The organism is Flavobacterium sp. AC274, assembly GCF_979258275.1.
The window spans coordinates 5,066,366-5,089,995 of record NZ_OZ409852.1 but is presented as its reverse complement, the minus strand read 5'-3'; the positions used below and the strand labels follow the sequence as shown (position 1 = coordinate 5,089,995).

Below are 23,630 nucleotides of genomic sequence, written 5' to 3'. Positions count from 1 at the left end.
CAAGCTGCGAATATATACAAATGAGAATTGATTTATGAGGTAATATATTGACTTTTAAATTGGTTTTCTTTTCAATTTTGTGATTTTGTAAAAATTAGAATATAAAAAAAGCGAGATAAATTTTAAAATCTATCTCGCTTCAACTATCTAAATTAACTCAATTTTATAGTGAATATTTTAAAGTAACGCCATAAGTTCTCTGATCTCCCAATACAGCTGCGTATTGTCCTGTATTTCCACCTGCTGGTAATAATTGTTCGTAATAATCTTTGTTTAAAAGGTTACGACCCCAGAAGTGAACAGATAATCCCTGCGATGCACGGAAACCTAAACGAGCATTAAAAATAGCATATCCCGGAACAACTAAATATTTTGAAGCAGAAGGGCTTGATGAGAATTCAGAACGGGCATAAGAATCTACTCCTAAGAACACTTTTCCTGTATTCCCAAAGAATTTTGCATTATCAGAAAGTTCGCCACCTAAAGATCCTGCCCATCTTGAAGCACCTGGTAAAGCTGATCCGGATACATCTTTAAAGGAAATCGGAGCTCCGGTTTCTTCTAATGGAAGTGGCGCGTTTGTAAATTTAACATATTTAGCATCTGTGTAAGTTGCTGCTCCATTTATCGTTAAATGCGGGCTTACAACAAAACTAGCGTCAAGTTCAACACCTTGTACACGTACTTTATCGGCATTGGCAAGATATCCACGATTTACTCCCAACTCAGCTGCCTGAACATTAGTTTGGAAATCTTTAATTTCTGTGTGAAAAAATGTTAAGTTGAAAATTGAATTTCTAAAAGGAGAAGTTTTTACACCCACCTCATAATGATTTACTTTTTCCGGTTTAATAACAGCAAGTTCCAATAATGGCGCACCAGCAGAATTTGTTGGAAGTCCGGCTACATTTACTCCAACAGGTTTGTAACTTTTTGCATAAGTTGCATAAGCATTAATTTTATCAGATGCTTTAAAAGACACAGTTATGTTTCCTGAAAAATCTGTATTGTCTGTGCTTGAATCAAATGCCTGATCAGAATACACTTGTTTTTTTAATGCAAGTAAAGCAGGATCTGTCGTTTGTAACCCTCCGTAGGTTGTACGGGCATAATGAGCATCTTTTTTATCAAAATTATATCTCAAACCTGGTAAAATATGCAAACGGTCTGTAATAGCCCAGTCAATCTGACCAAATACTGCAGCACTTGATGCTCTGATATTTGCATCTGTTTTTATTCCGTATCCTTCAAAAAGCCCTGGCGTTTTCCATAAGGCACTTGTTGAACTTTGTGCAAAGCGCCATTGTGCATTTCCAGATTCTTCAGTACCATCTGTTTGAGAGGTCTGATCGATAAAAAATACACCTGCAACACCACTTATTCTTGATGTTAACTGACCAGCATAACGTACTTCTTGTGTAATTTGAGTTTGTCTTGTAGGGTTTTGAGATTTTGCCAATACTTGTAATCCTGTAAAATCCCTGTCGTTTGACGGATCCCAATTCCAGAATCTCCATGCGGTTGTTGAAGTAAGAGTTCCTCCTCCAATTTTCGTATCAATATTAAGAGATATTCCTCCCATGTCCTGATTAGAACGCCATGGAGTATCTTGGTCAATTTTGCGGTCAAATGCATTTCTGCTTGGCAATTGGTAATTTAAATCGGCAATAATAGCATCAAACTGACGATAAGCGGCTCTTTGTGTTGGTGCAACACCCGCAACCACCTGAGCATATCCGTCAGGACGCTGTGTTGTAATATCAGCAGCCAATATAATGTTTGTATTTACAGTTGGAGTCCAAAGCAATTGTCCTCTAATTCCCTGATTGTTTAATGTATTAGTAGCTCTTCCTGTAGCAACATTATCAATTAAACCGTCACGTTGTGTTCCTGAAAAAGATAAACGTCCTGCTACTTTTTTACCTAAAGCTCCTGTTACAGATGCTTTAGCCTGAAGGAAAGAATAGTTTCCATAACTCACTTCAAAATCAGCCCCGGAAGTAAAACTTGGTTTACGAGTTGTAATGTTAAATGCTCCCGAAGTAGTGTTTTTTCCAAACAAAGAACCTTGTGGTCCGCGCAAAACTTCGATTTGCTCAACATCGATAAAATCAAGCGTTGTTGCAGCGGGACGTGCGTAATAGACACCGTCTACGTAAAAACCAACACCAGGATCGATTCCATCATTTGTAAGTCCGAAAGGAGAACCAAGACTACGAATGTTAATACCAGTATTTCTTGGGTTTGAAGAATATAATTGAACAGAAGGAACCAATTCTTTAATACGATTTACGTTAAAAGCTCCTGTTTGTTCTGCTTGTTTTCCTGTAATTACAGAAACCGCAATTGGTACATCCTGAACTTTTTCGATACGGCGTCTGGAAGAAACAACAACTTCAATAAGCTCATTTTCTTCGCGAATAACTAATTGTAAAGGCGCTGTTGGTAATGCTGTAATTTCTATTTCTGTAGTTTTATAGCCTACGTACTGAACTAAAAGTGTAATAGGAAGTTTTCCTTTAGAATCTATACTAAACTTTCCGTTTTGATCTGTAGTAGTGCTTGAGGTTGTTCCTTTTATAACAACATTCGCAGCTTCTAATGGAATGTTTTCGTTTGTGTTAACGACACCTTCGATATTTTGTGCATAAGATGTTGTGAAGGCTAAAAGTAAAAAAATGCTAGTAAGTGATATTTTATATATAGTTTTCATTTTTATATTAAGTATATGTGATTAGTAGAGTTTAAAATAAATTTTTTTAACAACACATACACATCATACACGAAATACTTTCCACAATTGTGAATGAACTATTTTGGTTTCTTTGCAAAAGATTTTCAGTTACAGCTGATCGATTGTAATTTACTTTCATTGGTTAAAATTTTGTAATTGGTTACTATTTTTTTTGCAAATATATGTAAATTCTATAGATTTACTAGGAATTAGAAAATATTTTTTTATTTCTTTACTAATGAAGCTATTGTGATCCCTTCCATGGCTTTCAAAGTTTTGTCTCTAATGAGCACTAAACCATGATGTAAGCTGCATTCTGACTCAGTTTTGCAGTCAGAACAAGGTTCGTAAAAGTTTAAAGAAGCGCAAGGCAAAAGTGCAATTGCACCGTCAAATAAACGGTGAATTTCTGCCAGAGTAATTTCATTTTTTGATTTTATCAGATAATATCCACCGAATTTTCCCTGCTTACTGCTCACAAAACGTCCGCGTTTTAGATCCAATAAAATTTGCTCTAAAAACTTTTTAGGAATGTTAGCTCCCTCAGCAATTTCCACAGTTCTGGAAATGTGATTTTCGTCTTGTTCTGCTAAATAAAGTAAGGCCTTAAGGGCGTATTTTGCTTTATGTGATAACATCCTTTTTAATTATGAATTGTAAATATTAATTATGAATTTTTAAACCTGAAACTTGAAACAAAAAAACTTGAAACAAAAAACAGTTTACCAGCTTCCGCTAGAACCTCCACCAGAGAATCCGCCGCCGCCAAAACCTCCGCCGAAGCCACCGCCTCCGCCGCCAAAACCACCTCCGGATGATCCTCCGCCGAAACCGCCAAATCCGCCGCTGCTTCTGCCAAGACTGCTTAAAAGAATTACATCCATTAAACTAGGACCTCCGCCGTTATTATTGCCTGAATTTCCTCCGCCACCTTTATTTCGGAACATCAAAATTAATACAATTACGACAATAACAATAAAAGGAAGTATCGGGAAATTATTTCCTTTGGAGGCTTGTTTTCTTTCGCCTTTAAATTTTCCTTTAAAAACATCTATTATAGCATCAGTTCCCTTGTCAAGACCGTTGTAAAAACTTCCTGCTTTAAATTCGGGAATAATAATATTTCTGATGATTGTTCCTCCAATTCCGGCTGTCAAACGATCTTCAACACCATATCCCGGATTAATAGCAATTTTTTTCTCGTTTTTGGCCAATAAAATAATAACACCATTATCGTCTTGTTTTGTTCCGCCAATTCCCCAGGTTTGTCCCCATTTTGTGGCGAGCTGACTTACATCTTCACCTTTTAAACTTTCGATTGTAATAACGACAATTTGAGTTGTGGTAGAATCTGAATAACGAACCAGTTTTTCTTCAAGCTGTGTTTTTTCTGATGCACTTAAAATAGTTGCATAATCGTAAACTGAAGTCTGAAAACTTGGTTTTTCGGGAATAGTAAATTGAGCAAAAATACTATTGCAGACAAAAAATGCGATAAATAAAAAAGTAAACTGAAAAATTCCGTTGGAATTTAAAATTGTATTGTTGGAATTTTTCATCATTTAACCTTTTGAAATTTCGTTTGATAATTCGTTTGTGTCACCTTCAGACCACGGGAAGTTCTTTTAATTGTTCGCCGGCGTTCAAAATACCGTCGACAATTCCTTGTTTAAAATTTCCTGCTTTAAATTGTTCCACCATTTTATCTTTGGTACAATCCCAAAAATCTGCTGCAACAACATCGTTAATGCCTTTGTCTCCACAAATAGCAAAGCTTTTATCTTCGATGGCAAAATAAAATAAAACACCGTTTTGAAGTTGGGTTTCATTCATTTTTAATTCATGAAAAACTTCTAAAGCCCTGTCAAAAGGAACTTTAGAAGTTGTTTTTTCTATATGTACTCTAATTTCGCCAGAAGTATTTTTTTCGGCCACGCGAATAGCTTCAACAATTTCTTGTTCTTCTTCTTTGGATAAAAAATCTTCTACTTTTGACATTGAAATTATTTTAGAGTTTAGATTTCAGATATTAGATTTCAGGCTAAACCTGAATCATTAACCAAAAATATTTTTTTAGAATTTTACTTCAACTGGTTTTTCAGCACCTGCAACAGCTTCAAAGTATGGTTTTTCTTTGTAACTTAAAAACCAACTGTTTGGAATTGCAAGAACATAACCATTGTAATCTTGTACAGCTTCGTTAAAACGAGTTCTGGCTGTTAAAATTTGATTTTCTGTACTTGCCAATTCGTCTTGTAATTTCAGGAAGTTTTCGTTTGCTTTTAAAGTCGGATATTGTTCAACAGAAACTAACAATCTTGACAAAGATGAAGATACGCCACTTTGAGCCTGATTGTATTGAGCCAATTGTTCAGGAGTGACATTACTTGGATCGATTGTCACTGAAGTAGCTTTTGCACGAGCCTCAATTACAGCTGTCAATGTTGATTTTTCGAAATCTGCAGCACCTTTAACTGTGTTAACTAAGTTTCCGATAAGGTCATTTCTTCTTTGGTAAGTAGTACTCACATTTCCCCATTCCTTATTAACTGCTTGATTTTTTTGCAAACCAGTATTTTTAATTCCGATTGACCAAAAAGCAATTATAGCAATTAAGGCTATTATAATTCCTACGGGGATTAACCATTTTTTCATGTTTGTTCTGATTTAAGTTTATTTCTAGTTTTTGATATTATTATAATTCGTTTTTAATTTCTGTTAATTGTGTTTTTATGGTCTCTAATTTACGTATTATTTCGAATTTATCTAATGTTTTCTTTTGTCCTTCCTTCAAATGCGTTTTGGCACCTTCAAGCGTAAAACCACGTTCTTTAACTAAATGATAGATCAATTGCAGGTTGGTAACATCTTCCGGCGTAAACATTCTGTTGCCTTTGGCATTTTTTTTAGGTTTCAAAATGTCAAATTCGCTGTCCCAAAAACGTATCAAAGACGCATTGACATTAAAAGCCTTGGCAACTTCGCCAATGCTATAATATCTTTTATCTTTAGAAAGTTCAATGTGCATGATTCTTAATTTTTCTTATTTATTCCAAAATTACTACTTTTTATAGTATTAATCTAATGACTGGTTTTCCTGATTTGCCATATGCGAAATTGCAACGTATTCAACAGCCGAGATATTTCCGTAATAAAAATTAAGCGGATTCACGACTTTTCCATCTTTATGTACTTCATAATGACAATGCGGTCCTTCAGATCTTCCTGTACTTCCAACAAATCCAACAATATCACCTCTTTTAACATGTTGTCCGGCTCTGCAATTGTATTTACTTAAATGTGCGTACAAACTTTCATATCCAAAACCATGCCTGATCACAACATGATTTCCAAATCCCGAAGCTGCGTCATCTGCCCTTGCTACAACACCATCACCGGTTGCATAGACAGGAGTGCCTGTAGGGGCTGTAAAGTCCATTCCGTTGTGCATTTTTCTCACTTTCGTGAAAGGGTCAATTCTATATCCAAAACCTGACGCGACACGTCTTAAATTTTCATTTCGAACTGGCTGAATGGCAGGAATTGCCAGCAACAGATTTCCTTTTACGCTCGCCAGTTTCAAAATTTCGTCTAATGATTTTGACTGAATAGCCAATTGTTTTGAAAGTTTATCAATTCGTTTTGTTGTATTTAACACCAATTGCGAATTGTTGTAGCCTTCTAAATCCTTATATCTGTTAATATCTCTAAAACCTGCTTTTCTAATAGAATCCGGAATTTCAGCTTTATTAAAATAAACTCTGTAAATATTGTTATCTCTGTCTTCAAGCGCCTCGGTGACAGCATCAATTTCATCCATTTTTTTATTCAAAATAGCATATTGCAATTTTAAATTTTCAATTTCCCTTGCCTGTAAACGATCTTTTGGAGTTTCGAAGTAAGGAGTGTTTATTAAAAGCACAAAAATGAAAAATCCAAAGAGCGCCGCAGCCAGCAAAAACAGTAATGCGTAACCGATTTTGATTCTTTTTCTGGTTTTTATTTTCGTATAAGCCAGATTTTCTGAGTCGTAATAATATTTTACTTTCGCCATATTTTAAAATACCCTATTTTTGCAGCTTGTAAAATAGTTTGTCGAACAAATTTAATAAATGTTTCAGTTGTTGACAGCTTTTTTCAAGAATAAAATCAATTAGATAATTGACACAATTAGATAATTAGATAATGTATGAATTAGCTTATTTATTGTTTAAGGCAGTAAGTTTTTTAGTTAAAATTATCAGATTATCAAATTGAAATATTAAGTAGTTTTCTAATTGACACATTATCAAATTGTCACATTAATAAAATATGAAATCACAAGACGTACGTAAACAATTTCTAGACTTTTTTAAGAGCAACGGACATTTAATTGTTCCTTCTGCTCCAATCGTTCTTAAGGACGATCCAACTCTTATGTTCAATAACTCGGGAATGGCCCAGTTTAAAGAATATTTTTTAGGAAACGGAACGCCAAAAAGTAAAAGAATAGCCGATACGCAAAAATGTCTTCGTGTTTCAGGAAAACATAATGACCTTGAAGATGTTGGTTTTGATACTTATCACCACACAATGTTTGAGATGTTGGGGAACTGGTCTTTTGGTGATTATTTCAAAAAAGAAGCAATCAACTGGGCATGGCAATTATTGACAGAAGTTTATAAAATTCCAAAAGAAAATCTTTATGTTTCTGTTTTTGAAGGGAGTAAAGAAGATAATGTTCCATTTGATCAGGAAGCTTGGGATATCTGGAAAACATTAATCGACGAAGACCGAATTATTCTTGGAAATAAAAAAGATAATTTCTGGGAAATGGGAGATCAGGGACCATGCGGACCTTGTTCTGAAATTCACGTTGATTTACGTCCGGAAGCTGAAAAAGCATTGGTTACTGGAAAAAGTCTGGTAAATAACGATCATCCGCAAGTAGTTGAAATCTGGAATAATGTATTCATGGAATTCAACCGTAAAGCGGATGGTTCTCTTGAAAAACTTCCTGCACAACACGTAGATACCGGAATGGGATTTGAGCGTTTGTGTATGGCGTTGCAAGGAAAAACATCAAATTATGATACCGATGTTTTTACTCCGCTTATCGAGAAAGTAGAACAAATTACAGGTTTAAAATATACATCTGATGAAGTAAAAAACATCAGTGAAGAACAAAACAAAACCAATATTGCGATTCGTGTTGTGGTAGATCACGTTCGTGCGGTTGCTTTTGCAATTGCCGACGGACAATTACCATCTAACACGGGAGCAGGTTATGTAATTCGTAGAATTTTACGTCGTGCTATTCGTTACGGATTTACATTCTTAGACACAAAAGAACCTTTTATCAATAAATTGGTAGAAGTTTTGGCAAACCAAATGGGAGAATTTTTCCCTGAAATTAAATCGCAGCAACAATTGGTTACGAATGTAATTCGCGAAGAAGAAGCTTCTTTTTTAAGAACTTTGGATAAAGGTTTAGATTTACTTGAAGATGTTATTACAACTACAACTACGACGACAAAATCGCCAGAAATTTCCGGAGCAAAAGCATTTGAATTGTATGATACTTTCGGTTTCCCAAAAGATTTAACGGCTTTGATTCTGAAAGAAAAAGGAATGTCTTTTAATGAAACAGAATTTGATGCTTCGATGCAGGAACAAAAAAATCGTTCACGCGCAGCATCTGAAGTTTCAACGGAAGACTGGACGGTTTTGATTCCAGGAAATGTTGAAACTTTCGTAGGTTATGATCAAGTAGAAAATGACGTAAAAATCACCAGAATTCGTAAAGTTGATTCTAAGAAAGACGGAATTCTATACCAAATCGTTTTAGACAATACACCTTTTTACCCGGAAGGTGGAGGACAGGTTGGTGATAAAGGAACTTTGATTTCTGCAAACGAAACGATCGAAATCATCGATACTAAAAAAGAAAACAATTTGATTTTGCATTTTGCAAAACAGTTACCTGAAAATATTGAAGCTGGTTTTGTGGCAAAAGTAAATAATGATTTAAGAGGTTCAACTTCTAAAAATCACTCTGCTACGCATTTAATGCATTTGGCTTTAAGAAACCTTCTTGGAACTCACGTAGAGCAAAAAGGTTCATTGGTAAATCCGAACTATTTGCGTTTTGACTTTTCGCATTTTTCTAAAGTTTCAGATGATGAATTACGTCAGGTTGAAGCAAGTGTAAATGCGCAAATTGAAGCTCAATTGCAATTGGTAGAACACAGAAATATTCCGATTAAAGAAGCATTAGATAAAGGTGCAATGGCTTTATTTGGAGAAAAATACGGAGATAATGTCCGTATGATCGAGTTTGGTGAAAGTAAAGAACTTTGTGGTGGAATTCACGTAAAAAACACGGCAGAAATCTGGCATTTCAAAATCATTTCTGAAGGTGCTGTAGCGGCTGGAATTCGTCGTATTGAAGCAATTACAGGCGATGCAGTAAAAGACTTCTATCAAAATCAGGAGAATACTTTAGCTGAAATAAAAGAAACATTAAAAAATCCACAGGATATTTTAAAATCAGTAGCTTCTTTACAGGATGATAATGCAAAACTGAAAAAGCAAATCGAGCAATTGCTAAAAGAAAAAGTAGGTGCTTTAAAAACTGAATTAGAGAAAGATTTTCAAGAAGTAAACGGCGTAAATTTTCTTGTAAAACAAGTAGATTTAAGCATGGCATCAACTAAAGATCTGGCTTCTGCTTTAGGAAGTTCCAAAGCGGATTCTTTTGTGTTTTTAGCTTCAATTGAAGATGGTTTACCAAACATTCATTGTTATATTGCTAAAGAATTGGTTGCAAGTAAAAGCTTAAACGCAAATGCTGTTATTAAAGAATTAGGAAAATACATTGACGGAAACGGAGGAGGACAGCCTTTCTTCGCATCCGGAAAAGGTAAAAATGCAAATGGAGTTGCTGAGGCTTTGGCTCACGCAATTGATTTTGTGAAGTAATTTTTTAATCTCGCAAAGAGGTAGAGCCGCAAAGTTTTTTAAGCTTTGCGGCTTTTTTTGTAGCGTGATTAAAGTAGCTTTTTTAATCGCGCAAAGATGCAGAGTCGCAAAGTTTTTATAAGCTTGTCTTTTTTTAAGTAGTTTTTTTGAATCTCATAAAAGCGCAAAGAAAATTAAAACTAAACTTTTGCGCCTTTGCGCGATTTTTATTTAAACTTAAAATATAGAAAAAGAAAAGTCGCAAAGCTTAAAAAACTTTGCGACTCTGCATCTTTGCGAGATTATTTTTTGCAGCTAATAAAACTTATTTGCGTTCCCCAATTTGCTGACGCCACATAGCGTAATACAAACCTTTCTCAACGATTAAATCATCATGCTTGCCTTGCTCGATAATTTTTCCTTGTTCTAAAACAAATATTCTATCAGCATGCATTACAGTCGACAATCTGTGCGCAATTAAAACGGTGATTCTGTTTTTATCTGATATGTTTCTGATTGTAGCATTGATTTCTTCTTCGGTAATAGAATCCAAAGCCGACGTAGCCTCATCAAAAATCAACAAATTCGGATTTCTTAAAATAGCTCTTGCGATTGATAAACGTTGTTTTTCTCCACCAGAAACTTTGATTCCGCCTTCACCAATTGTGGTATTTAAGCCATCTTCGGCACGGTTTAATAATTTTTCGCAACTTGCTCTTTTCAGAGCGTCGTAAACTTCTTCATCAGTTGCATTGGGTTTTACAAACAATAAATTTTCACGAATTGTTCCGGAAAATAATTGTGCATCCTGAGTTACAAATCCTAATTGTTTTCTTAGGTCTAATAAATCAATATCAGTCGAATCAATTTCATTATAAAGCACTTGTCCTTCTGCAGGTGTGTATAAACCGACTAATAATTTTACCAAAGTTGTTTTCCCGGAACCAGACGGACCAACAAAAGCCACGGTTTGTCCTTGTTTAATTTCAAAATTGATATTTTCAACAGCTTTGAATTTTGCTGTTTTATGCTGAAAACTTACATTAGAAAAAAGTAACGATTGAATTGCTCCAACATGTTTTGGATTTTTCGGGCGGAATTCTTTTGGAGCACTTAGTAAAATTTTGAAATTTTCCATTGAAACTTTCGTTTCATTCAATGCAATGATAAAATTCCCTAATTCCTGTAAAGGTCCAAAAATGAAAAAAGTAAAAAACACCATTGTCAACAAATCGCCTACAATAATTTTTCCTCCAAATAAGAAATAATATAAAGTAAAAACTACACAAGTTCTTAAAAAGTGAACTGTTGTTCCCTGAATAAAACTCAAACTTCGGATAAAACGGATTTTTTGTAATTCAAGCTGAAGGATTTTAAACGTATTTAGATTCAAACGTTTTTCTTCCTGATATGTTAAGCCAAGACTTTTTACAAGTTCGATATTTCGTAAACTTTCGGTTGTAGAACCCGCCAAAGCGTTCGTTTGATTAACGATTTTTTTAGATACAATTTTAATTTTTTTACCTAAATACGAACTTACTAAAGCAATAATTGGAGCCGTTACCAAAAAGATAAGCGAAATACGATAATCAATTCGGGCAACATAAAGAATTACAAATATAAATCCGATAACGGTTTGAAAGATCAAAGAAATAGAAAGCGTAATTAATTTTTCAGAATCAATACGTACTTTGGTCAATTTGCTTAAAGTTTCACCACTTCGCTGATCTTCGAATTCTGCATAAGGTAAATCAAGTGATTTTTTAATTCCGTCAGTATACATTTGCGCGCCTGTTCGCTGAATAACAACATTGGTAAAATAATCCTGAAAGTTTTTGGTAATTCTGGAAATCATTGCAGCACCAAGCGAAAGTCCTAACCAAAAAGACAGGGATTTAATGAATCCAATTTCGTTTCCTTTGTATTTATGCAGTCCAACACCGCAATCTTGCATTAATTTACCGGTAATAATAGAATCTGATAAGCTGAAACAGATGTTAATAGCAGCCATAATCAAAGCAAAAAATAGTAGCATTTTATGTTTGATTATATAAGAATATAATAATTTCATAGATGAATTTAGATTTATGGAAGATGCAAAAGTAGTGAATAGTTTTGCTTAATAGATCGGAATTTTTGTTATTAAAAATGTAATTATTTATTATCGTTTAAATTCTATTTTATATTCACTAAATAAAAAAAGTCCAACAGAATTTTAAACCTGTTTGACTTTTTATTAGAAGAATTGAAGTTTATATTTTTCCAGTTTTAGAGGACCATCTTACAATACCATTATGAATTAATTGAAGATTGCCATCATCTTGTAAATAAAGTTTTGCTCCGGAAAATTCAGATGTATTGCTTGTCCAAACTGTACTTTCAATAAGGGAAAAACCAAGTCCCATTCCTTTAATTACAATATTACCATTAGTTTGTAAATAACAAGATGCATTTCTGTAAAAAGGATTTCCGGCACTCCAAATTATTAGACTATTTATGTTATCAGATATAAATAAATATCCAGCATTGAATTCTAACGAATATTGATTATTAGGAGATTTTGGTTGCGTCCAGGAAATTTTATCAATTCTTTCTCCGGATTCTACTATTGAGTTTATTGGAAACGGATACCATTTATTTATTGATACCATATCAATTCGGGATAATTTTGTTTGCTCAGGTATACCAACTCCATCAGTTGTTAGAGAAGGATCTATATAGTAATGCATTATAGATAAAGGATCATATGTAGTATAATTTGTTTGTTCAGGACTTTTTATTACAAACCGATCTACTTCTTCTTTAGACCATTCACTATAATACTGATATACCTTTGATAAATTCCAATTAATCTGAGCTATTGGACTTGCATTTTCATGGATAAGCCCCAATGCATGTCCAAATTCATGTAATATTGTTCTTCTTGAGGATACTTCATCACCAGTTAAAGTACCCAAACGCATTGTTTGTCTGTCTAAATCGCCATAAGTAGATCTCATTCCTAATTCTGACCAGGCACCGGGAGTACCCATTTGGAAACCAATTCTAATATCTGCATATTCATCATTAGATACATATTCGAATTTAAGATTTGCGTAAAAAGTCCATTGCGCTGCGATTCTTTTTACTTTTCCCTGAGAAGCGCTATCACCATCCAAAAATTTAATTTTAATAGTTTGGCCCGGTTTCCATAATGGCCATTGTAAAATTGCCGCATCAGGCTTTGAAATGAAATCATCTTTTGAATTTATTAGATCGAAAGTGCACATATCTACTTCATTTTGTTGAGCGCAGGATGAAAGTCCTAATGCTAAAAAGGCGATTATAATTTTTAATCTTTCCATGGTTTGCGGTTAATCAAAGTTAACACGCAATTTAATCATCAAAAGATTATTTCAGATACGTAATTTTCAGATATGTCTTAAAGTGTTATAGTTATACCGTATTGTGTCGATTATTATTTAATAAAACATGTCATTTTACATGGTATTAATCTTCAAACCAAACTACTATGAAAACCAAAATGCTTTATTTTTTAATAGCTTCTATAGCACTACTCTTTGCTTCTTGTACAAATGATGATGATAGTGATAATAATAGTTTGATTCTACCAAAAACAATGACATATAGACATCAAGACAACACAATTTATCAAACTGCAACTTTTACTTATGATGGTAATAAAATTGTAAGTATTTCTAGTGAAAAAAGTTTGATTGAATTTATTTATGATGGTAATCAAATCGTAAAAGAAATTCAATACAGCAGATATGAAGGAAAGGAAACCAAATATTATGAAATACTATATACTTACTTAAATGATAAATTAGAAACAGGCGTGTTAACATTTGGTAGTCAATATCAATATGATGGTAAAAAATATATGTATTCTTATAATGAAGATGGCACAGTTAAAAAAGAAACATATGATACTGATATAAAAACAGGAAAACAGTCAGAAAATTATAGTACAGGTATACTAACGTTTGAAAATGGAAATTTAATAAAATCTGTTTCTAATTGGGAAGACAGACCTTATATTACTACTTGTCGTTATGAGTATGATGTAAAAAATAATGCTTTTAAGAATATTTTAGGTCTTAATTTATTGCTAGATCTGGCAGATTTTAGTTCTGAATTCAACTTTTTTTCACTAAATAATATTAATACATTTAATGTTGTTACAAATCTGATACCAGGAACCGATCCAAAACTGGCCACGATTGCTTTTGAACCATTTGGTCATACTATGAATTATGAATATAACAAAAAAGGTTATCCAACTAAAAGAACAACGTATGATTATAAAGGGGATATAAAAGAAACGATCGAATACACTTACTAATCAAAAAAGTTCTATATAAGCCAAATACTTTTTGTATTTGGTTTTTTTATTGGTGAAAATTGGTGAAATTCGTGTTTAAATAAAAAGCCATGCAATTCAGAACCCAAATCCCGCTTTCTAAAACCAATAATCCAATCGATTATAATTCGAAAGTACTTTCTTTTGGTTCCTGCTTTGCAGAAAATATGGCCAATAAATTTGATTATTTTAAGTTTCAAAATGAAACAAATCCATTTGGAATTATTTTTAATCCGGTTTCGATTGAGAAAATAATTGACAGGACAGTTCAGGAAAAATGGTTTACAGAAAAAGATGTTTTCTTTCACAATGAGCGCTGGCATAGTTTTGAGGTACATTCTGATTTAAGCAATTCAGACCGACAAGAATTATTGGAAACTCTAAACAAGGCGATTTCAGAAACTCATAAACAATTAAAAGAAGCAACGCACATCATTATTACTTACGGAACGTCCTGGATTTATAGAAATCAGGAAAGTGAACAAATCGTTGCAAATTGTCATAAAGTTCCTCAAAAGCAGTTTTCAAAAGAATTATTAACTGTCGATGCAATCGAAAAAAGTATTCAAAACACCATCAATTTAATCCAGACATTAAACCCGGATATAAACTTCATTTTTACCATTTCACCCGTTCGCCATATAAAAGATGGTTTCGCAGAGAATCAATTGAGTAAATCGCATTTGTTTGCAGCACTTCATCAGGTTCTAAAAACTCATAACTCAAAACTCATAACTGCTAACTATTTTCCTTCGTATGAAATCGTGATGGACGAACTTCGCGATTATCGTTTTTATGGAGAAGATATGCTGCATCCCAATGCCGTTGCAATTGATTATATCTGGCATAAATTCAGTGAAAACTACATCGCCGAAAACGCTATTTCGATCATGAATGAAATAGAAGAAATTCAAAAAAGTCTGCGTCACAGAAGCTTTAATCCGGAATCAGAACAACATCAGAAATTCTTAGCCAAACTTCAGCAAAGAATAAATTTTCTTGGAGAGAAATTACCACACATTAGATTTTAATCGCAAACAATTAGCGAGAGAAAAAGGAAAACACTTTGCGTCTTTGAGACTTTGTAGCAAATCTTAAAGTAAGAAATTAACTATTTGTACGTATAATTTTAGAATAATTGTGCATAATTATGTAAATTGTTAAGAATTAAAAATTACAATTTTGTAAACTGTAGAAATACAGTTTTTATAAATAATGCAACCTTAATCTTAATTGTGTTTTACTGACGTATGAATAAGAAACCCATTCATTTTCTTAAAAAACACTACGTGTACTACTTTGGTGCGTGGGTTCTATAGTTGCACTTTTACTTCTTCTTACTATTTTAATCCAAATCCCGTCAATTCAGAATTACGCTAAAGATAAAGCCATAACATATCTGCATAATAAAATAAAAACCAAAGTTTCGTTAGATCGAATTTTAATTAAATTTCCTAAAGATGTAGTTCTGGAAGGGTTTTATTTTGAAGATCAAAAAAAGAAAGTTCTGCTTGCCGGAAAACGTTTAGAAGTTGATGTCGATTTATTTAAACTGATAAGCAGTGAATTAGAAATCAATTCTGTTTCATTAGAAAACACAACCGCTAATATTTCAAGAGATAAAAATGGCGTTTTTAATTTCGATTATATTATAAAAGCATTCGAATCGAAAGAACCAAAAGTAGAAGATCCAGATAGTAAACCTTTCAAAATTTCAGTCGTAAAAGTAAATCTGGATAATATCAATTTTAATTTTAAAGATGATTACGCCAAAAATGATGTAAAAGTAAAACTGACACATTTTGATACTAAATTCAACAAATTCGAATTGGATGAAATGAATTTTGATATCCCGAATATTAATTTAAACGGATTAAAATTGGTTTTAGATCAGGATGCCGTGGAGAAAATTGCTGAAGTTTCAGTTGAAACAGTTGATACAATTTCGAAAAGAAAAGATTTTAAATTAAAATTGGATAAAATCAGTTTGTCAAAAATTGATGTTTCTTATGATAATAAAGATTCAAAATTAGATTCCGGAATTAAGCTGGGAAATTTAGATTTAACGGTTAACGAAATTGATTTAAATAACCAGCTTTTAGATTTTGATTCTTTCGAATTAAAAAACTTAAACGGGAATCTTCGATTAGGCGTAAAAGACAAACAAATAAAAGCACCAAGTTTAGATTCAACTTCCATAAAACAAACCGGATGGAAGGTGAAACTGAATGATGTTGACATACAAAATATAGTTTTCAAATTTGATGATATGCAATCAAAGCCAACTCAAAAAGGAATTGATTACAGCCATTTAGATTTGAGTAAATTTAATCTGAAAGGAGAAAAACTTTATTATGGAAATGGTATAATTTCAGGAAATATAAAATCGCTTGCCGCAAATGAAAAAAGAGGATTAGAAATTCAGTCTTTAAAAACCAATTTCTTTTACGGACCAAAAAATGCGTCTTTAGAAAATTTATATGTAAGAACGCCTCAAACGCTTTTGCAGAATAAAATTAAAGTGAAATACGCTTCGCTTGACGCCTTAAAAAAAGATTTAGGAAACCTGACTTTAGATGCCAATTTAAACCAATCAAAAATTGGATTTAAAGACATTTTGCTTTTTGCACCAGATTTACAGAAGACAAATCCGTTTAAAAGCAATCCAAACGCTATTTTATATCTCAATACACGATTGAGCGGAAAAATAAAAGATCTTGATATTCCGCAATTTGAAATGAGCGGAATCGGTACTACAAGAGTTTCCCTTTCGGGGAAAATAAAAGGATTGCCAGATGCTCAAAAAGCCTATTATGATCTGAATATTAAAAAGTTATCAAGTACGTCAAAAGACGTATATTCGTTTATACCGGCAGGAACAATTCCGAAAAATATTCAATTGCCATCTCAATTTAATTTGCAGGGAAAATTTAAAGGTTCGGTTCAGAATTTCAAAACAAATCTGGCTTTAAACAGCAGTTTCGGAAATGCAAAAGTCGATGCATTATTCGATCAAAGAGTTAAAAAACAAGAGAAATACGATGCAACTGTTTATTTGCTTGATTTTGATTTAGGGAGATTAATCAAAAATGATTCGATTGGAAAAATTACGCTTAAAGCGAAAGTAAAAGGCAAAGGTTTAGACCCAAAAACGGCTCAGGCAGAATTGGATGGTTTGGTTCAGAAAGCGGTATTTAATAAATATACATACAGGGATTTAGCTTTAAAAGGAAATATTAAAAACGGGTCTTTTAACATAAAATCAGGAATGAACGACCCAAATTTGAACTTTAATTTGGCAGCGAGCGGAAATACCAAAGATAAATACCCATCTATTCAGTTAAAATTAAACCTGGATATTGCCGATCTTGAAAAACTAAATCTTCATGCCGGACCAATGAAGTTGCGCGGAAATATTGACGCCGATATTGCCAATAGTAATCCGGATTTTTTAAACGGAAAAGTATTTCTGTCAAACGTTCAGATTTTGCAGGATGCAGAACCAATTGTATTGGATTCGATACGCGTAATTGCTTTTTCAGACGAAAGTCGAAATAATATCAAAATTTCGTCTCAGTTTTTAAAAGCAGAAGTAGATGGAAAATACAAACTGACAACTTTAGCAGCAGCTGTAAAAAAATCACTTTCAAAATATCTTGATTTGCAAAATCCGAAAGTAAACGGAGAATCTGATGAACAACGATTGGCTTTTACATTAACTGTAGATAATGATCCGTTGATTTTTAAATTAATTCCGAAATTAACGGGTTTAGAGCCAATTAAAATTACAGGAAAGTACAACAACGTAACCGATTCATTAGAAATAAAAGGAACGATTCCGCGAATTGTATACAACAACAATACAATTGCCGACGGGAAAATAAATATCGAAGCCAAAGAAAATGCTTTAGAATACCAAATTTCTGTAGCAACAATAGAAAGCGGTTCGATGAAAATTCCGTTTACCAGTTTATCAGGAAAAGTCGAAAATAATATATTAACCTATGCGCTTGAAGTAAAAGATGCAAAAGACAAACAACAGTATTTTATTGCCGGAAATTTGAATCGGGATGATAGTAAAAATATCTTTAAAATTGATGCCGAAAACTTTGTTCTTAATTATGATAAATGGAATATCGATCCTGAAAATGCAGTTGAATTTGGAGGAAAACGTCTTTATATCAATAAATTTTATTTGGATAACGCCGGAAATGAATTAAAAATACAATCGCAGGGAACTCAGGATAATGCGCCCTTGCAGGTAGATTTTGTAAACTTCAAAATCGAAACCGTTTTAAATATGGTAAAAAAAGACGAGTTGTTGATGCAGGGATTGATAAACGGTAATGCCGTTGTTGAAAATGTGATGACAACCCCAACTTTTACTTCGGACATTAAAATTACTGATTTTGCCTTTAAAGCAGAACCTGTGGGCGATATTGAAATAAAAGTTGACAATAAAACCAATAATATTCTGGCTGCAAATGTCAATTTAACCGGACAGGATAATGATCTGAAATTGACAGGAAATTATACAATAGAAGGCGGGGATTTAGATTTTAATGTGGATATCAATAAGCTGAATATCAAAAGTATTCAGGGATTCACAATGGGAAATATCACCGAAGGAAAAGGCTATTTATCAGGAAATTTTAAAATTACAGGTAATGCTTCTACTCCTAAAATTGGTGGAGAATTAAACTTTAACGATACGGCTTTTAGAGTAACTCAGCTAAATTCATATTTTAAAACAGATCAGGAAAAGATCACTTTTTCAAATGATGTGATTTCGTTTGATAAGTTTACGCTTATAGATGAAAACGACAACGAATTATCATTAGACGGAACAATTCAATCCCCTGATTTTAGAAAATACAATTTTGGTTTAACAGTTGTTGCCAATGATTTTAGAGCGATTCACTCAAAAGCTGCAGACAATGATTTGTTTTACGGCGATTTATTTTTAGATACCAAATTAAATGTAAAAGGAACGCTTGAAAGTCCTGTTATTAACGGAAATATAAAGATCAATAAAGAAACAAAATTCTCTGTGGTTTTACCGCAATCAGATCCTTCAATTGCTGATAGAGAAGGAATTGTAGAATTTGTTGACGAAGATAATTTGTATCTGAAACAAACCGCAGCAATGCAGGAAAAACTCAATCAGTCTGAGTTAAAAGGTATGGATGTAAGTGTTGAAATAACGATCGATAAAGAAGCAGAACTTACTTTGGTGATCGATAAAGGAAATGGAGATTATTTAAATCTTAAAGGTGAAGCACAACTTACAGGCGGTATTGATCCATCTGGAAAAACAACGTTAACAGGGAAATATGAATTTACAGACGGAGCGTATGAAATGAATTTCAATATGATTCGTAGAAAATTTAATATTCAAAAAGGAAGTTCGATAACCTGGAACGGCGAACCAACGATGGCGACTTTAAATATTACGGCGATCTATAAAGTAGAAACTGCTCCAATTGATTTGCTTGGAAACCAATTAGGATCAGTTAGTTCAACAGTTAAAAACACCTACAAACAGAAAATTCCGTTTGAGACACATTTGAAAATGAAAGGGGAATTATTGAAACCCGAAATTAGTTTTGATATTATTCTGCCAGACGGAAATTATGATGTTTCATCTGACATTGTTTCGGCTTCTCAGGCAAAACTGGAACAGCTCAGACAAGAACCGGCAGAACTAAACAAACAGGTTTTTGCACTTTTATTACTGAACCGTTTTATTGGCGAAAATCCATTTGCAAGTGAAAGTGGCGGAACAAGTGCTGAATCTTTGGCGAGACAAAGTGTGAGCAAAATTCTTTCGCAGCAATTAAATGATCTTGCAGGAGAATTAATTAAAGGTGTTCAATTAGAATTCGACCTTGAATCTACAGATGATTACACCACCGGAACAAGAGAAAACAGAACTGATTTGAATGTTGGAGTTTCTAAAAAGCTTTTGGATGACCGATTAAAAGTGACCGTAGGAAGTAGTTTTGGAGTCGAAGGCCAGGAACGCGCCAATGAAGAAAGTACCAATATTGCGGGAGATGTCGCATTAGATTATCAGCTTACAAAAGACGGACGATATATGGTTCGTGCGTATCGAAAAAATGAATATCAGGTTGCGGTAGAAGGGCAGGTTATAGAAACCGGAGTTGCTTTTATTATCACAATGAGTTACAATAAATTTCGCGAACTTTTTCATCGTTCTGCAGAAGAAAAGGAAATGATTAAAGAAGAGAAACTTCGTAAAGAAAAAAGAAACAGAAGGAAAAAGAAGAAAAGGAAAAAGAACAGAATCAGGAGAATGACCAAATTGAAGGAAATGAGCAAAAAACATAGTCATATTAAATATATAAAATATTTGATGATGCTGGTATCCTTGTTTTTTGTTTTTGGATGCAGCAACACAAAATATTTGCCGGATGGCGATTTATTATACACAGGAGCTTCTGTTGAGGTAAAGGATTCTGTGATTAAAAAGAAACAAAGAAAAGAACTTGAAAAAGAGTTAGAAGATTTATTACGCCCTAAACCCAACAAACAATTTTTAGGATTAAGACCTAAATTATGGATTTATAATATTGCCGGAGAACCTAAAAAAGACAAAGGAATACGATATTGGCTGCGAAATAAAGTGGGAGAAGAACCGGTACTTTTCAGCAAGGTCGATTTAGATTATAATGCGTCAGTGTTAAGAAACTATACCGAAAACCGCGGCTATTTTAAAACACGTGTAAGTGCAGATTCTACAGCCAAAAATAAAAGAGCGACAGCAGAATATACTGTTATACCCAAAAAACAATACATCATTAAAAGTGTGACTTTTCCGGATGACTCTTTAAAAATGTCAAAAATAATTGGAAGATCAAGTCGAAGAAGTTTATTAAAAGTAGGCAGACCGTATGATTTAGACGTCATTAAATCTGAACGCGAACGTATCGATGCCAGACTGAAAGAAAAAGGATATTATTACTTTAATCCCGATTATATTTTGGCTCAGGTTGATAGCAGTAAAGGCGATCACGAGGTAAAAATTAAATTGGTAATAAAAGCCGATGCACCGCCAAAAGCACTAACAGCATATAAAATTGGTAAAATTGTCGTGTATCCCAATTTTTCGATTTCAAAAGACAGTATAAAATACACTCAAAAAGACATTACCCAGTATAATGATTTTACAATAATTGATACGGCAAATACTTTTAATCCGAGGGTTTTTGACAGAACTATTTATTTTAAAAAAGGGGATCTTTATAACCGAAAAGACCATAATTTAACCTTAAACCGATTTGTAAATCTGGGGACGTTTAATTTTGTAAAAAATGAATTCAGGCAATCAGATAGTTTACCAAACACATTGGATTCGTATTATTATTTAACGCTTTTACCGAAAAAGTTTATTCGTGTTGAGGTTTTAGGAAAAACAAATTCAGCCAGTTATACCGGAACAGAAGTCAATGTAAACTGGAATAACAGGAACTTATTTCGAGGTGCGGAATTGCTTACGGTTTCTGTTTTTGGAGGTGCCGATTTTCAGCTTTCCGGAGCCAATAACGGAAAAAACATCTATAAACTCGGTACAGAAACCAGTTTAACATGGCCAAGATTTATTGTGCCTTTTAAGAAAATTGCTGGTTCAAGTGAATTTGTGCCAAGGACAAAAGCCACACTTCGATATGAATTTCAAAACAGAACACAGCTTTATGCGCTGAATTCTTTTAATGCTTCTTTTGGATATTTATGGAAAGAAAACATCAGGAAAGAACATCAATTGAATGTTTTGGATGTAACATATGTAAGTCCGAATAATGTTACTGAAGAATATCAACAGGATATCCTTGATGATCCTGCGCTTGGAAAAGTGATCGAAAAACAATTAATTTTTGGGCCAACATATCAATATACGTATACCAATACGATGCAGAAGCGTAAAAAAAATACGTTCTATTTTAACGGAGAAATAGATTTGGCAGGAAACGTAACAGGTTTGGTAACCGGAGCAAATGTTAAGGAAGGCAATCAGAAGAATATATTTGATGTTCCGTTTAGTCAGTATGTAAAAATTCGTGCTGATTTTAGACATTATTTAAAATTAAGTAAAGAAAGCGAATTAGCGAGCAGAATTATTGTTGGTGCCGGAATTCCGTATGGAAATTCACTTTCATTGCCAACATCAAAACAGTTTGTAGTGGGAGGAACAAACAGTATTCGTGCCTTTAGAGCCAGATCACTTGGGCCGGGTAGTTATTTCAACGTGCCAACTGTAAATGATTATCTGCCGGATCAATCTGGAGATTTAAAATTAGAATTTAGTACCGAATATCGTGCGAAACTTTTTAGTATCGTGCGAGGCGCATTGTTCGTTGATGCCGGAAATATTTGGTTGATGAACGAAGACCCAAATAAACTCGGCGCTAAATTTTCGAAAGATTTTATGAAAGAAATTGCCGTTGGTGCCGGAGCCGGATTACGTTTTGATTTGTCGTTCCTAATTTTAAGAACCGATTTGGCATTTCCGTTAAGAAAACCCTATTTGCCTGAAAACGAAAGATGGGTAATAAAAGATATTGATTTTGGAAGCGGTCCGTGGAGAAAAGAAAACCTGATTTTGAATATTGCTATTGGTTATCCTTTTTAGTTTTTTTATCTACATTTTTTTCGCCACGAATTGCACGAATTGGCACGAATTATTTTAAAACCATTCTTTAAGCGTAAATTATAATTAGCGAAAATTAGTGCAATTCGTGGCAAACTTTAATTCACATTTTGTAAATTGGTCTAATAAATTAATAGAATGCAAAATTTAATAAAAAGGATTATAGTTTTAGGTTCGGTCGTGCTTTTGGTTGTTTTGGCTTTCAAATATTGTCAGTTCAAAAAAGACGACGATTCTACAATCGATTATAATACCAATCTTATTCAGCAGCAAATTCTTAATGTTGGAAAGTTAGTTGTCACCGAAGGACATTTCTCAGAAGTGATCACCTATAAAAATCAACAGAAATATTTAATGGATATGGTTTCTTTTGAGAAGAAAGCATTAGTTGTTGTAAATGCAAATGTTACCGTTGCCTACGATTTGCATAAAATGAAATACGATATCGACGAAAAAAACAAAACCATTACGATTTTAAATATTCCCAAAGAAGAAATTACCATCAATCCCGATATTCAGTTTTATGATGTCGAACAAAGCAAACTAAATCCTTTTACGGGAGATGATTACAACAAAATCAATAAATCGGTAAAAGCGAATCTGGCTAAAAAAATCGATAAATCTTCACTTAAAAGTAATGCCCAAAATAGGTTAATCAGCGAATTATCTAAGATATTGATTTTAACAAATTCTATGGGTTGGAAACTACAATACAACGGAAAAACAATAGAATCTGACAAAGATTTTAACGAAGATTTGAAATTGTAATTTGATTTGCCACGAAGGCACTAAGGCGCAAAGTTTTTTGTTAAGATAATTGTTCATTAATATACTGTTTGTCATTTCGACGGAGGAGAAATCACACACGAAACTCGACAAAGATTGACAATATTTTTTGCGGAATTACTAGTGCGATTTCTCCTCCG

The 23,630-nt window shown here is 33.4% G+C and carries 13 protein-coding genes and 2 pseudogenes; 6 read left to right on the top strand and 9 right to left on the bottom strand.

Annotated features, from left to right (window positions below; genetic code table 11):
* Positions 1-163: 163 nt before the first annotated feature.
* From ACZZZT_RS22960 to ACZZZT_RS22930, 7 genes and pseudogenes are all read right to left on the bottom strand, one after another.
* Positions 164-2,713 carry a TonB-dependent receptor gene (locus ACZZZT_RS22960; protein WP_463462067.1) on the bottom strand — a complete coding sequence of 850 codons (2,550 nt, stop codon included), beginning with the start codon at positions 2,711-2,713 and terminating at the stop codon, positions 164-166.
* Positions 2,714-2,958: 245 nt separating this feature from the next.
* Positions 2,959-3,372, bottom strand: coding sequence for an RrF2 family transcriptional regulator (locus tag ACZZZT_RS22955; protein WP_042563962.1), 414 nt, complete (start codon positions 3,370-3,372; stop codon positions 2,959-2,961).
* A gap of 84 nt (positions 3,373-3,456) precedes the next feature.
* Positions 3,457-4,293: a TPM domain-containing protein gene (locus tag ACZZZT_RS22950; RefSeq protein ID WP_463462066.1), complete on the bottom strand. Its 837-nt coding sequence runs from the start codon at positions 4,291-4,293 to the stop codon at positions 3,457-3,459.
* Between the two features lie 3 nt (positions 4,294-4,296).
* A pseudogene (locus ACZZZT_RS22945) lies at positions 4,297-4,732 on the bottom strand (TPM domain-containing protein).
* A 75-nt stretch (positions 4,733-4,807) separates the two neighbouring features.
* The gene (locus tag ACZZZT_RS22940; protein WP_042563964.1) at positions 4,808-5,389 is read right to left on the bottom strand and encodes a LemA family protein; all 582 of its coding nucleotides are present in this window, start codon (positions 5,387-5,389) and stop codon (positions 4,808-4,810) included.
* Between the two features lie 40 nt (positions 5,390-5,429).
* Complete coding sequence (locus tag ACZZZT_RS22935) at positions 5,430-5,762, bottom strand: MerR family transcriptional regulator (protein WP_042563965.1); 333 nt, start codon at positions 5,760-5,762, stop codon at positions 5,430-5,432.
* Positions 5,763-5,810: 48 nt separating this feature from the next.
* On the bottom strand, positions 5,811-6,788 hold the full coding sequence (locus ACZZZT_RS22930; protein WP_073397228.1) for a M23 family metallopeptidase: 978 nt from the start codon (positions 6,786-6,788) through the stop codon (positions 5,811-5,813).
* 257 nt (positions 6,789-7,045) lie between these two features.
* Between ACZZZT_RS22930 and alaS the strand changes: the two genes are divergently transcribed.
* Positions 7,046-9,694 (top strand): alanine--tRNA ligase, encoded by a 2,649-nt coding sequence (gene alaS / locus ACZZZT_RS22925; RefSeq protein WP_463462065.1) that lies wholly within the window; start codon positions 7,046-7,048, stop codon positions 9,692-9,694.
* Positions 9,695-9,998: 304 nt separating this feature from the next.
* On the opposite strand, the gene ACZZZT_RS22920 is transcribed toward alaS, so the two are convergent.
* Together ACZZZT_RS22920 and ACZZZT_RS22915 are read right to left on the bottom strand one after the other, a co-directional pair.
* Positions 9,999-11,744, bottom strand: a complete 1,746-nt coding sequence (locus ACZZZT_RS22920) for an ABC transporter ATP-binding protein (RefSeq protein ID WP_302094872.1) — start codon at positions 11,742-11,744, stop codon at positions 9,999-10,001.
* 181 nt (positions 11,745-11,925) lie between these two features.
* Positions 11,926-13,017 carry a M12 family metallopeptidase gene (locus ACZZZT_RS22915; RefSeq protein ID WP_463462064.1) on the bottom strand — a complete coding sequence of 364 codons (1,092 nt, stop codon included), beginning with the start codon at positions 13,015-13,017 and terminating at the stop codon, positions 11,926-11,928.
* Between the two features lie 275 nt (positions 13,018-13,292).
* On the opposite strand from ACZZZT_RS22915, the gene ACZZZT_RS22910 reads away from it, so the two are divergent.
* The 5 genes and pseudogenes from ACZZZT_RS22910 (at position 13,293) to ACZZZT_RS22890 (ending at position 23,472) form a co-directional block, all read left to right on the top strand.
* Positions 13,293-14,018 (top strand): hypothetical protein, encoded by a 726-nt coding sequence (locus ACZZZT_RS22910; RefSeq protein ID WP_463462063.1) that lies wholly within the window; start codon positions 13,293-13,295, stop codon positions 14,016-14,018.
* 89 nt (positions 14,019-14,107) lie between these two features.
* Positions 14,108-15,067, top strand: coding sequence for a GSCFA domain-containing protein (locus tag ACZZZT_RS22905; RefSeq protein ID WP_463462062.1), 960 nt, complete (start codon positions 14,108-14,110; stop codon positions 15,065-15,067).
* A gap of 275 nt (positions 15,068-15,342) precedes the next feature.
* Positions 15,343-20,112 (top strand): annotated as a pseudogene (locus ACZZZT_RS22900) (translocation/assembly module TamB domain-containing protein); the annotation flags it as partial.
* A gap of 258 nt (positions 20,113-20,370) precedes the next feature.
* On the top strand, positions 20,371-22,686 hold the full coding sequence (tamL, locus tag ACZZZT_RS22895; RefSeq protein ID WP_463462486.1) for a translocation and assembly module lipoprotein TamL: 2,316 nt from the start codon (positions 20,371-20,373) through the stop codon (positions 22,684-22,686).
* A gap of 156 nt (positions 22,687-22,842) precedes the next feature.
* Complete coding sequence (locus ACZZZT_RS22890; RefSeq protein WP_042563973.1) at positions 22,843-23,472, top strand: DUF4230 domain-containing protein; 630 nt, start codon at positions 22,843-22,845, stop codon at positions 23,470-23,472.
* The last annotated feature ends 158 nt before the right edge of the window (positions 23,473-23,630 follow it).

What these genes read in the sequence shown, in the direction of transcription:
- ACZZZT_RS22960 (WP_463462067.1), bottom strand. Translation starts at nt 2,713, where the DNA reads ATGAAAACTATATATAAAATATCACTTACTAGCATTTTTTTACTTTTA.
- ACZZZT_RS22955 (WP_042563962.1), bottom strand. Translation starts at nt 3,372, where the DNA reads ATGTTATCACATAAAGCAAAATACGCCCTTAAGGCCTTACTTTATTTA.
- ACZZZT_RS22950 (WP_463462066.1), bottom strand. Translation starts at nt 4,293, where the DNA reads ATGAAAAATTCCAACAATACAATTTTAAATTCCAACGGAATTTTTCAG.
- ACZZZT_RS22940 (WP_042563964.1), bottom strand. Translation starts at nt 5,389, where the DNA reads ATGAAAAAATGGTTAATCCCCGTAGGAATTATAATAGCCTTAATTGCT.
- ACZZZT_RS22935 (WP_042563965.1), bottom strand. Translation starts at nt 5,762, where the DNA reads ATGCACATTGAACTTTCTAAAGATAAAAGATATTATAGCATTGGCGAA.
- ACZZZT_RS22930 (WP_073397228.1), bottom strand. Translation starts at nt 6,788, where the DNA reads ATGGCGAAAGTAAAATATTATTACGACTCAGAAAATCTGGCTTATACG.
- alaS (WP_463462065.1), top strand. Translation starts at nt 7,046, where the DNA reads ATGAAATCACAAGACGTACGTAAACAATTTCTAGACTTTTTTAAGAGC.
- ACZZZT_RS22920 (WP_302094872.1), bottom strand. Translation starts at nt 11,744, where the DNA reads ATGAAATTATTATATTCTTATATAATCAAACATAAAATGCTACTATTT.
- ACZZZT_RS22915 (WP_463462064.1), bottom strand. Translation starts at nt 13,017, where the DNA reads ATGGAAAGATTAAAAATTATAATCGCCTTTTTAGCATTAGGACTTTCA.
- ACZZZT_RS22910 (WP_463462063.1), top strand. Translation starts at nt 13,293, where the DNA reads ATGACATATAGACATCAAGACAACACAATTTATCAAACTGCAACTTTT.
- ACZZZT_RS22905 (WP_463462062.1), top strand. Translation starts at nt 14,108, where the DNA reads ATGCAATTCAGAACCCAAATCCCGCTTTCTAAAACCAATAATCCAATC.
- tamL (WP_463462486.1), top strand. Translation starts at nt 20,371, where the DNA reads ATGAGCAAAAAACATAGTCATATTAAATATATAAAATATTTGATGATG.
- ACZZZT_RS22890 (WP_042563973.1), top strand. Translation starts at nt 22,843, where the DNA reads ATGCAAAATTTAATAAAAAGGATTATAGTTTTAGGTTCGGTCGTGCTT.